At 32.7% G+C, this 11,707-nt stretch carries 9 protein-coding genes; 2 read left to right on the top strand and 7 right to left on the bottom strand.

What is annotated here, in order from left to right:
- Positions 1 to 116 precede the first annotated feature (116 nt).
- From QM536_07770 to QM536_07785, 4 genes are all read right to left on the bottom strand, one after another.
- Positions 117 to 2,807, bottom strand: a complete 2,691-nt coding sequence (locus tag QM536_07770) for a valine--tRNA ligase (protein ID MDI9356900.1) — start codon at positions 2,805 to 2,807, stop codon at positions 117 to 119.
- Positions 2,808 to 2,838: 31 nt separating this feature from the next.
- Positions 2,839 to 3,660, bottom strand: coding sequence for a 3-methyl-2-oxobutanoate hydroxymethyltransferase (gene panB / locus QM536_07775; protein ID MDI9356901.1), 822 nt, complete (start codon positions 3,658 to 3,660; stop codon positions 2,839 to 2,841).
- 486 nt (positions 3,661 to 4,146) lie between these two features.
- Positions 4,147 to 6,234, bottom strand: a complete 2,088-nt coding sequence (locus tag QM536_07780; protein MDI9356902.1) for a proton-conducting transporter membrane subunit — start codon at positions 6,232 to 6,234, stop codon at positions 4,147 to 4,149.
- Positions 6,235 to 6,252: 18 nt separating this feature from the next.
- Positions 6,253 to 6,993 carry a TIGR00730 family Rossman fold protein gene (locus QM536_07785; GenBank protein ID MDI9356903.1) on the bottom strand — a complete coding sequence of 247 codons (741 nt, stop codon included), beginning with the start codon at positions 6,991 to 6,993 and terminating at the stop codon, positions 6,253 to 6,255.
- Positions 6,994 to 7,200: 207 nt separating this feature from the next.
- On the opposite strand from QM536_07785, the gene kdsA reads away from it, so the two are divergent.
- Both kdsA and QM536_07795 read left to right on the top strand, forming a co-directional pair.
- Entirely contained in the window at positions 7,201 to 7,995 is a 795-nt protein-coding gene (kdsA, locus tag QM536_07790) for a 3-deoxy-8-phosphooctulonate synthase (GenBank protein MDI9356904.1), read from the top strand.
- Between the two features lie 35 nt (positions 7,996 to 8,030).
- A complete protein-coding gene (locus tag QM536_07795) occupies positions 8,031 to 9,083 on the top strand; it encodes a LysM peptidoglycan-binding domain-containing protein (protein MDI9356905.1) in 1,053 nt (350 codons plus the stop codon).
- Positions 9,084 to 9,294: 211 nt separating this feature from the next.
- Here the strand turns inward: QM536_07795 and QM536_07800 are convergent, their stop codons facing one another.
- The 3 genes from QM536_07800 to QM536_07810 all read right to left on the bottom strand — a co-directional run bounded on the left by QM536_07800 (position 9,295) and on the right by QM536_07810 (position 11,650).
- On the bottom strand, positions 9,295 to 9,873 hold the full coding sequence (locus tag QM536_07800; protein MDI9356906.1) for a nitroreductase family protein: 579 nt from the start codon (positions 9,871 to 9,873) through the stop codon (positions 9,295 to 9,297).
- 266 nt (positions 9,874 to 10,139) lie between these two features.
- A complete protein-coding gene (locus QM536_07805; GenBank protein ID MDI9356907.1) occupies positions 10,140 to 11,000 on the bottom strand; it encodes a carboxypeptidase-like regulatory domain-containing protein in 861 nt (286 codons plus the stop codon).
- Positions 11,001 to 11,263: 263 nt separating this feature from the next.
- Positions 11,264 to 11,650, bottom strand: a complete 387-nt coding sequence (locus QM536_07810) for a hypothetical protein (protein ID MDI9356908.1) — start codon at positions 11,648 to 11,650, stop codon at positions 11,264 to 11,266.
- Between the last annotated feature and the right edge of the window lie 57 nt (positions 11,651 to 11,707).

Below are 11,707 nucleotides of genomic sequence, written 5' to 3' on the forward strand. Positions count from 1 at the left end.
AAGGCAGAAAAGGTAATTATTACTGATTAGTGTTTAGTGATTAATGAAACATGAAACGTGGTTAATTTTATTTTTTATAATAATTTCATTCCTTCGTAGTTTTTCTGTATCATAACTCATAATTTCATAAGTTCCTGTAGCTGTTTTTCTAAAAGAGTAATTTTAAATTGAGCATCTTCTTGTTTTTTTTTTTCCAAAGATATTACCTTTTCGGGTGCGGTAGATATAAATTTTTCGTTCTGTAGTTTTTTATTGACAGATTCTAAAAAGCCCCTCGCATACTCTATTTCTTTTTCTATTCTCATTTTTTCTTGCTTATAGTCGGTTGGCATATCTAATGGAATAAAGAATTCTGTTCCTTTTATGTGAAAAGATGCATCTCCCTTTGCTTCGTAATGTGGGTCAAAAGAGATGGAAACATTTGCGAGTTTGTTTATAGTATTTTGGTAGATTTTGTAAGGAGATTCTTGCGCTTCGGGTAATTTTATAATAAGTTTTGTGTTTGTTTTTTGGGGGATTCCTTTTACATTTCTCACTTCTCTGCATTTTGTGATAGTTTCAAAGATATGTTCCATTGTTTGTATAACAGACGGATTATATTCTTGAAGGGATGGATATGCTTGTATAGTGATAGATTCGCCTTGCTTCCGTTCTTTTATTTGTTGCCAAATATCTTCGGTGATAAATGGGATAAAGGGATGTAACATTTTGAGTATGGTTTCTAAAAATTCTTCTGTTATTTTGAGTGTTTGCGAGTCGATAGGTTGAGAATAGGGGGGTTTAATAATTTCTAAGTACCAGCTGCAAAAGTCATCCCATAGTAATTTATAGAGACATTTGAGGGCATCGGATATTCTAAATTTTTGATAGTATTCCTCTATTTCGTGTATGGATTTTGCGAGGGTGTTTTGAAACCATTCTATTGCGAGCAGATGGGGAGATGGTGTATCTTCTGTTTTCCAATTTTTTATGAGACGGAAGGCGTTCCATATTTTATGAGAAAAGTTCCATCCTTGTTCTATGAGGGATATATCAAAAAGCAAATCATTCCCTGCGGGAGAACAGAAGAGCATTCCACTTCGGAGGGAGTCAGCGCCGTATTTTTCAATAAGTTCTAATGGGTCAGGAGAATTGCCGAGGGATTTAGACATTTTTCTTCCCTGTTTATCTCGCACTATTCCTGTGAGGTATACATTTCTAAATGGTTTTTCTCCTGTGTATTCGTATCCTGCGATGATCATTCTTGCTACCCAAAAAAAGAGTATTTCGGGTGCAGTAACCAAAGTATCCGTTGGATAGAAATATTGAATAGCAGGGTTTTTTTCTTTCATTATTTTTCCCGTGTCTGTATCAAAGCACTTGTCATCGAAGCCGTGAAATACTTCCAAAGGCCAGAGCCATGAGGATGCCCATGTATCTAAAACATCTTCATCTTGGTGAATATCTTGGAGGGTGAGGGAATTGTTCTTGGTGTTTTCTTGGGCAATTTTGAGTGCTTCTTCTTTTGTTTCTGCGACTATAAACTCGTTTTTATTGTCTGTATTGAGATAATAAGCAGGGATTCTTTGTCCCCACCATAACTGGCGGGAGATACACCAATCTCGGACGTTTTCCATCCAATAAGAATACGTATTTTTAAATTTAGAAGGATAGAGTTTAATTTCATCTTGGACAACAGCTTGATGGGCTTTTTGGGAGATTTGTTTCATCTTCATGAACCATTGTGTGGATAGTTTTGGCTCTACTACGGAATTGGTTCTTTCCGACCTTCCTATTCGGGTTGTAAATGCTTCTGTTTTTACTAAAAGACCTGCATTGGTAAGGTCTTCTACCACTAATTTTTTCACTAAGAATCTGTCTTTTCCTATATAATTGGGCATTTCACACAGTTCATTGAGAGTTCCGTTATCGTTGAGGGTATCTATAACTGGCAAATGATGTCGGATTCCTATTTCATAATCGTTTGGGTCGTGTGCGGGAGTCACTTTGAGGCAACCTGTTCCAAATTCCTTCTCTACGTAGTTATCCGCTATGATAGGTATCTTTCTTTTAATGAAAGGAACTATTGCATTTTTTCCTATAAATCTTGTATATCTTTCATCGGTAGGGTTTACCGCAATAGCAACATCTCCAAAGATAGTTTCAGGGCGTTGGGTAGCAATAATGAGGGGGTCTGTTTCATTTTCTATGTAGTATTTTATAAAAAAAAGAGTAGATATTTCTCCTTCTTCTTTATAAATAACTTCTTCATTGGAAAGGGCTGTTCTTGCTTCGCAGTCCCAATTGATAATACGCTTTCCGCGGTAGATATATCCTTTTTTATAGAGGTCTACAAACACACGTATAACGGCTTTGTGATAATGCTCGTCCATAGTAAAAGTAGTTCTATCCCAATCACAAGAAGTTCCTAATTTTTTGAGCTGTTCTAATATAATTCCTCCGTATTTTTCTTTCCATTCCCATGCGTATTGAAGGAATTCTTCTCTTGAGAGGTCTGATTTTTTGATGCCTTTTTCTCTGAGCATTTGCACTACTTTTGCTTCCGTAGCAATGGAAGCGTGGTCAGTTCCTGCTACCCAGCAACTTTCAAATCCCTGCATTCTTGCTCTTCTTATGAGAATATCTTGAATGGTATTATTGAGTATATGACCCATGTGGAGTATCCCAGTCACATTTGGGGGGGGGATAACTATAGAAAAAGGTTTTTTATGGCTTTGCTCTTTTGCTTTGAAAAAAGCATTTGTTTCCCAATAATCGGACCATTTTTTTTCTCTTTCTGTATGTTCGTATTTGATAGGTATGCTCATTTCGTTTTTTTATTTTTTTAGGGATAGGTTATCAATAGCTTTCTTTTTCATCGGGGAAATGGACATTTTTGACATCGGAAATATAATTTTTTACCGCATCGGAAATGACCTGGTTAAGGTTTGCATATTGTCTTAAGAATCGTGGCTTGAATCCTTGTGTAATGCCGAGCATATCGTGAATTACCAAAACCTGTCCGTCTGTATGGTATCCCGCACCTATTCCTATGGTAGGGATAAGCAGTGTTTCAGAAACTTCTTTGGCAAGTTTCGCAGGTATTTTTTCTAATACTATAGCACAACATCCCGTTTCTTGTAGTAGTATAGCGTCTTCCAAGAGTCGTTTCGCTTCAGATTCTTGAGTAGCCCTGACAGTGTAAGAACCAAATTTATAGATAGACTGAGGGGTGAGTCCTAAGTGTCCCACTACAGGTATTCCTGCACTGAGTATCCGTCCAATACTTTCTTTTATTTCTGCTCCACCCTCCATTTTTACTCCGTGGGCACCTGATTCTTTCATTATACGTATGGAGGATTTAAGTGCTTCGGAAGAGTTTCCTTGATAATATCCAAAAGGAATATCTACTATTACCAAAGCCCTATTCACTGCGTTTACCACACAGGTGGCGTGATATATCATTTGATCTAAGGTTATAGGGATAGTAGTGCTGTTGCCTATCATAACGTTAGATGCAGAGTCCCCTACTAATATCATATCTATCCCTGATTCATCTACTATCTGAGCCATAGAATAATCATACGCCGTGAGTACGCTTATTTTTTCTTTTTTGTTTTTCATTTCTATGAGCTGATGCGTAGTAATTTTTTTTAAGTTTGATGAACGTGCTGTTGACATCGGTTTATGTATTATGTGTTACTATTTATTAATAAAAACAATGGGAAATACAAATCAAGAGTAAGTATTTTTTATAAACTATCTTTTTTTCTATTATTAATGCAAAAATGCTTTCTGAAATGGTATTTTATTTTCAAAAAGCATCTTTTTTAAGAACAAGAAAATACAATCAATAAAAAAATCCCGAAAGGATGAAAAAATTGTAGAACAACAGAATTAAAAAAAACAAACAATCTCTTTCAATGGAGTTTATATATCTGCTATAATATTTCAATCCCTTTTGGATTTTTTCTTTTTAAATAATCAAAAATAAAAACATGTTGTTTAAACCAAAATATTTGTGCAAGTTTCTGGGCACACCAGGAGTACTGCTCCTTTTCAATGAATGTTTTGACACATTTTATTAAAAATTACTAATAGATTCCTAAAAAAAATACTCCAAAAAATTTGACTACCATTTAAAAATTAAGAGTTTTTTTGCAGACACTACATATTGCATATTACTACAACACACATTCCTATTATTATCATAAAAACAAAGAGAGAAAATTGGACCATTCTTTGGTATGAGCCACTTTGCAGAATATTTATTTGTGTGGAAATATATTTGACAAAAAAGAGAAAGAGAGTAATGCTTCCGTCTATTATCTTTCTATCTATCCAATACAGAATATGGGAAAAGGTGACGGACACATATCCTATATTCTTTATGAAAAGAGAAAGGATGTTTTTGTCAACAAAAGCACTCATTTTACTCAACGCAAAAAAGGGACGCACACAGAAAAAATGCAAGACATATTGTATATAGAAATGATGAAAACACAATTGATTGAGAAAGAAGTAGGTTTTTGATTTTTTTATATATCCCGTATAGGTATTGGGCAGATACCATTTGATAGCAATGCCTATACCTGAGAGTACAATAAGTATAGAAATGGGGGTGAGAAACTCATTTTTATTAGGAGTGAAAGCAATAAAATAAGAAAAAAGGCAAAAAGGATGGAGTGGTTGAGTTATTTGTAAGAACCAATGTGATCCGACATCTAATATAGTGGAGTGAAAAGAAAAAAGAATACTAACAAGTATCATTATGAGGATAGGAATAGTGAAAAGAAGGGGGGTTTTGGATACAAGATGTGTTTGGAGCAATGGGGTTCTGTTTTTTCCAAAGAAAATGAGTATGGTTTGTCTTGTCATATACACAGCTGTTATAAAAGAAGCTACAAAGATACACAGCACTACCGCATATCCCTGGTATTCGTAAAAATCTGCCCATGAAGTGGAGTAATTGAGGATATTTTTTTTTGAAAAATACCCTGCAGAAAAGGGAATTCCTATCAAAGAAGCACTGGATATAATAAATGCTATTGCTGTAAAAGGTTTATACTTTGCTAATCCGCCCATAAAATCTGCATCTTGGTGGTTAAAAGATTGATTGGTAGCTTCTTTGAAATTACGGAGGAAGTGTATGATATTTCCTACCGCAAGGAAAAGAGTGCTTTTGAAAAAAGCGTGAGTAATGAGGTGAAAAAAAGATGCTTCGGGTTGAGCTATACCAATGGAAAACATCATAAAACCGAGTTGAGATATAGTAGAGAAAGCAAGTATTTTTTTTATATCTGTTTGGAAGAGAGCAGAAAAACACCCTACAAAAATAGTACATACAGATATAATAACCACTATATTGAGTACAAAAGGAGTGAATATAAAAAATAGTTTTATCAAGAGAAATATGCCCGATGCTACCATAGTTGCGGAATGCATCAAGGCAGATATGGGAGTAGGGGCTTCCATTGCATCTGGTAACCAAACACTGAGTGGAAATTGAGCAGATTTTCCCATAGCAGTGAATAGTATACATATTCCTAATATATTGAATTCCGCTCCCGAAATCGATACATCATTGACAAAAGTATATCCTTGCCCATTCCATACAGCTGTTGTAATAATAGTATACAATGTCTCTATTTCTAATGTTCCAAACAAGGTGTATATAAAAAAAATACTTATCAATAGCCCTAAATCGGCTATTTTATTTATAAGAAGGGCTTTATATGCTGCGGAAACAGCGGCATCTTTTGTGTGATAGAATTGTATTAAGAAATAAGAACTGATACTTATGAGTTCTAAAAACATATATAATACAAGAAGGTTATCCGATACAATAATCCCTTGCATAGCAAAGCTAAACAGCCCTAATAAAGAAAAGTATCGGTTAATGGCTTTTTCTGTTTTCATATATTCGAGAGAATATATGCTTACCAAGAGGGTAATAAAACTGGACGTGAGCAAAAAAATTCTCTGAGTATTGTTGATGATAAAAGAAACTGAGAAGGTAGTTTCCGCTATAGAAAACCATGTATAGGTATAGAGAAGCGTTTCGTTCCAAGAAGCATAAGCAATGAAGACAATGAGTAAAAAATATACAAAAAAAAGAGAGATATATACTATTTTTAGAGGTTCTTTGAACCTTTGGATATATGCTATTTTTATGAAAAGAAACGCAATAAGGGGGATTGTCCAAGAGGTAAAGAGAACATAAGCAATAGATTGATATATCTCGTTTTTTTGCATTATTTTTTGTGGTATTGATTAAAAATTAGGAACGAGACCATACTTAGAATAAAAATTATCTATAACCTCAACTGCTTCTTCAGGAGTATCTACTAAGCTCAATAATTCCAGATCTTGTGGATTTATAAATTTTTCTTCTAACATTATTTTTTTTATCCACTTCATTAATCCTTCCCAATACTCTTTTACTACTAGTACTATTGGAAATTTTCCTATTTTTTTTGTTTGGATCAGAGTTATGGCTTCAAAAAGTTCATCAAGAGTTCCAAATCCTCCTGGCATTACAATAAATCCCTGAGAATATTTTACAAACATTACTTTTCTTACGAAAAAATAATCAAAATTGATGAGTTTGTCTCTGTCAATATAGATATTATTATGCTGTTCAAAGGGGAGATAGATATTGAGTCCTACTGACTTTCCTTTTTGTTGTTGCGCTCCTTTATTCCCAGCTTCCATTATCCCAGGTCCTCCTCCTGTAATAACCCCATAACCGTGTTGGACTAATTTTATCCCTATTTCTTCTGCTATTTTGTAATATATGTGGTCAGATTTTACCCTTGCCGAGCCAAAGATAGATACACAAGGTCCTATTCTTGCTAATTTTTCAAATCCTTCTACCATTTCGGATACCACTTTAAAGATAGCCCATGAGTCACTACTTTTTATTTCAGCCCAATTCTTTTCTTGAAATGCTTTTCGTATCCTTTCTTCTTCTTCTTTGCTCAGATGTTTTTCATTATTATTTTTTGTTTGCATATTTTTTTATTGTGTAATTTGTATTTTTTAATTATACATTCTACTATTTTTTTATAATGGCAAATATAATAAAATTTTTGTTAACTTGCTCATTTGAATAAGCATACATATTTTTTTATCTCAAGAATATTATTGTATCAGAATACTATTGTATCAATTAAAAATATCTTATTACAAAATTACAAATAATTAAACTTATTAAACAAAATGAATCTATACGAAAGTATTACAAAAAATCGATTTTTAATTTCCGGTCCTTGTATTATAGAGAACGAAGACATGGTATTTGATTTGGCTCAAAGTATTTCAAAAATAGCAGAAGAACTGGGTTTTGTGTATATTTTTAAAGCATCTTTTGACAAAGCAAATAGAACCTCGGGGGAATCTTTTAGAGGAAATGGATTAGAATACGGATTAGAAATACTAAAAGAGGTAAAAAAAAGATATAATCTCTCTATCACAACGGATGTTCACGAAACTACGCAAGTAGAAAAAATAGCAGAGGTAGTAGATATTTTACAGATACCTGCTTTTCTTTGTAGGCAAACAGACCTCCTGGTTGCCTGTGGATCTACAAATAAAATAGTAAATGTAAAAAAAGCACAATTTATAGCCGGAGATGATATGAAATACGTAGTAAAAAAAATAGAATCCACACACAATCAACAAATTATTTTAACAGAAAGAGGTACTATGTTCGGATATGGTAATTTAGTGGTAGATTTTAGAAATATAGTAGATATGAAAAAATTAGGATACCCTGTTTGTATGGACGTAACGCATAGTTTACAAAAACCTGGCTCTCTTTCCGGTAAAACAGGTGCTGATAGAGAGTATGCACCCTATATAGCAAGAGCAGCAGCAGCGGTAGGAGTAGATGGTTTCTTCTTTGAAGTACATCAAAATCCTGATATCGCCCTCAGTGATAGTGCTTCTATGATACCACTTGCTGAATTTAAAAATATATTAGTTTCATCGGTTACCCCTTTTATGAAAAAATAACAATAACACATAAAAAAACTTAAAAACACACAATTATGAAACCACTTTTTTTCTTTTTAATACTCTTTTCTATTGCTCAAAATAGTTTTTCCTTAGATTCTTTAAAAACAGAAGTAAGAAATGGAACCACTTACGTCACTCATAAAGTAGAACTGGGAGAAACTCTATTTGGCATCTCTCGAAGATACGGGTCTACAGTGGCAGATATTTTAGAACTAAATAAAGGAAACGCAAATACTTTATCCGTAGGATTAGAAATTCAAATCTTATACAACTCTAAAAAAATATCTTCTGTTAAGCCCGAAAAAATTACAAATACCAGTGACAGTAATGCCACAATAGTAATCCATGCAGTAGAAAAAGGACAAACCCTCTATTCTATATCCCGAATGTATAATGTAAAAATAGAGGAAATTGTACTATGGAATAATCTCCCACCGAATAAAAATCAGCTTACCAATGGGCAACAACTCACTCTTAAAATAAAAAAGGATAGAACTCCTCTCTATCATATCGTGCAAGGAAAAGAAACCATGTTTAGTATTTCTCAAAAATACAATATATCCATTGCCCATATAAAAAAATGGAATAATATCCAAGATAATGCTCTTTCTGTTGGACAAAAAATAATCATTACTGCTCCAAAAGACCATATTATAGAACCAACCCAAATAAAAAACAATGAAACGCCAACAAATGCAAAAAAAGATAGCACCAAAGAAGAAAAAGACAAAAAAAATACAGGGAACCCCGAATCCCAAATAGAAAATACTATCCCCGAGATCAACACCTCGGTTATTGATGAATCTAATGGATTTACAAAAATTATAGAAGATGGATTTGCTTCTATAATTGAAAATTCTCCCGATACGAGAAAATTTTTAGCCCTCCATCCTACAGCACCCATAGGAAGCATATTAGAAATAAAAAACCTCGAAAATAATCAGATTATATATGCCCGAGTAATAGGACAACTTCCTAAAATAGGAAGTAATAATAAAATATTGGTACGACTCTCTCAAAGAGCATACCAACGCCTTGGTTCTTCCGAAAATAAAGTGCCTGTATTAGTCACTTACGTTCCATAAATGGACATGTAATAATGGATATGAATGGGAGTTTTATAATAGAACAAATACATTTTTGAAAATAAAAAAACTATTCCGCAAAGATTCACACAAGATAAAATAGAACTCCTTCTATGTAATCTAGCAAAAAATATTTTTGTTTTCATTACAAAAAATACTCCCAAAAAATTGTATGAACTTTAAAAATGAAGAGTTTACTTGTGAACATTCATTACTCTTTCAAAAAAGTATAAAAATCCTCTATGGGTTTTCTCTGACGAGTAGACACTTCTCTCTTTTGTAAATCTTCTGAAAGAATATCGGGATTACCCAACTTCCCTACAGCTATTATACAAACAACCTCTTCATCTTTTGGAACAGAAAAAACCTCTTTTATTGTATCATAATATATTCCACCTAATTGGTGCGTGTGGAATCCCATAGACGTAGCCTGTAAACAAATTTGACCCACAGCAAATCCTGTATCATGAAATGCATGTTTATTAACAGACCCATCTCTTTGAAAAGTAGTTCTTGCTAATACCACAATCAAAGCCATAGATTCTTTTGCCCATATTTTATTTGTATCCATCAAAGTATCTAACATATTGATAAAACTTTTACTCGGATTTTTTGAAACAATAAATCGCCACGGCTGCTCATTCATTGAAGAAGGAGCCCATCTCGCCGCCTCCATAAGAGAATGTATCTCCGAATCTAAAATTATTCCCCGAGCAAAAGCCCGCGGACTCCACCTCTCTTCCATTAGTGGATGTATTGGATATGCAGTATTTGCTTTTTTTGTATTCATAATATTTTGTGTTTCCTGTTAAAAATGAATATATTGTATTTTTGTATATAATAGATAAAAAATATTTTTACTCACTCTAAATTATAATGTGGTAACAAAGATTTGATCAACAATATAGTTTCCATACACTGTCTATGAGTAAATTGAAATACCTGAAAATAAAACAAAAATAATTTTTTTGCTTTTATTACAAAAAAATACTCCAAACAATGTGACTCAATTTAAAAAGTAAGAGCTTTTTTGCAAACATTAACTAACCACTCCTCTCACCTTTCCATCTTTACATCCAAAGAAATACTAATACCCCCTGACATTACTTCCCAATCAGTAGAACGACTATCTCTATAATACGTTTCCGCACCAGGATCCGAAGAAAAATAAATACATCCTCCCCCTAAATCTTTACTTGCATCCGATGGTACCATATGCTCTAAGGTCACTAAAAAATTATCGCTTAACTCAATATTATAGGGTGTCAAGTCAAATATAAACTCACCTTCTTTTTTCTCTTCAGGAACACGAATGTAGATTTCTTTTTGCAAAATGCTTTCATCAAGAGGATTACTTCGCACTTTATAAATATTAATTTTATAAAAAATAGTATCATAACTGCAAGGAAGCGTATTCAATCGCAATTTTTGAATAAGTGTGTATTTTTTTATACGTATAAGAACTCCACATTCATATCCTTTGCGAATTTCACCCGCAAAACCCATATACTTATTCATAGGGATTTTCCTTACCCCTAAGATCTTCTCTACCATTTTCATTTTTTTTGCTCTTTTTCCTACCCCGTCTAACAAAATTACAGTTTCTTTGAGAAAAACAGTACGATTTTTGAGATTTTGAACATCTCTTATTTTCAAAGAACACTTCTCATACCCAACACAAGAAAATAAAATACTATCCGCCTCTTTTTTATTACTCATATCAAGTGTAAAAACACCATTCTCATCCGTAATGCAACCCCTTTTATTGTGGGTATCCCTATCTAATATTTGTATATTTACATAAGGAATAATATTTCCTGTTTCTTTATTTCTACATACCCCCGAAAAAACCTGGCAATAAGAATAATTAATAAAGAACGGTAATACAATAACAAATACCAAAAAAAAATTTCTCATAACGAAAAACAATATGCATATGTTATGTTCTTTTTTTTCTTTCATTATCAAGTCGTTGTTTTATTAATCCGCAAGTTTTTACTATTATCTGCGGTTTTATTATTATCCATATTATTAATTGACTGCGGCGAATCCACAGATGTATTGTTTAAACCCATTCTTTTGTTTCAATATCAATTAATTCCATTTGTTTGATTGTAAATGTTAAAACTTTTACAAGATAACCACCAATTTGAAAATTATACACGTTTTCTGGAACTGTTTCAAAATAGAGTTGTTTGATTATTTAATTTATTTATTTCAACTCCTTTTTGAATTTCGATTTTTTTTTCAAATTCAGAATATAATGTTGTTAATGTAATTGACTTGGTATTTATCCAATTACAACCAAAAATATCTCGTCTGTATTGATTTTCAAATTTATCATAAATATAATTATGAAATTTTTCTGTATAATCTTTGGCTGTTCCAAAACAAGAATGATATGGTATATCTTTTTCAATTTTAATAAAATCAATTAATTCTACTTTTGCACCCATTGTAGTTAAAATGCGAATTGTGGTTTCATTATCAAAATGGTAATGAACGAAAAACTCATTTTCAAATTCCTTATTTTTTATTAGCAAAGCAAAAGCAACTGTTGTTTTCATGCTTAAATCCAATCTTTTGTTTCTTTATCTATTTTTTTCATTTGTTCAATTGTAAAA

Source organism: Chitinophagaceae bacterium (assembly GCA_030053935.1).
Lineage (GTDB): Bacteria > Bacteroidota > Bacteroidia > Cytophagales > JASGCU01 > JASGCU01.

Bases quoted from the DNA above. Each gene is read 5' to 3' on its own strand.
- QM536_07810 (MDI9356908.1), bottom strand. From the start codon at position 11,650: ATGAAAACAACAGTTGCTTTTGCTTTGCTAATAAAAAATAAGGAATTT.
- QM536_07770 (MDI9356900.1), bottom strand. From the start codon at position 2,807: ATGAGCATACCTATCAAATACGAACATACAGAAAGAGAAAAAAAATGG.
- QM536_07800 (MDI9356906.1), bottom strand. From the start codon at position 9,873: ATGAATACAAAAAAAGCAAATACTGCATATCCAATACATCCACTAATG.
- QM536_07795 (MDI9356905.1), top strand. From the start codon at position 8,031: ATGAAACCACTTTTTTTCTTTTTAATACTCTTTTCTATTGCTCAAAAT.
- QM536_07805 (MDI9356907.1), bottom strand. From the start codon at position 11,000: ATGAGAAATTTTTTTTTGGTATTTGTTATTGTATTACCGTTCTTTATT.
- QM536_07785 (MDI9356903.1), bottom strand. From the start codon at position 6,993: ATGCAAACAAAAAATAATAATGAAAAACATCTGAGCAAAGAAGAAGAA.
- kdsA (MDI9356904.1), top strand. From the start codon at position 7,201: ATGAATCTATACGAAAGTATTACAAAAAATCGATTTTTAATTTCCGGT.
- panB (MDI9356901.1), bottom strand. From the start codon at position 3,660: ATGTCAACAGCACGTTCATCAAACTTAAAAAAAATTACTACGCATCAG.
- QM536_07780 (MDI9356902.1), bottom strand. From the start codon at position 6,234: ATGCAAAAAAACGAGATATATCAATCTATTGCTTATGTTCTCTTTACC.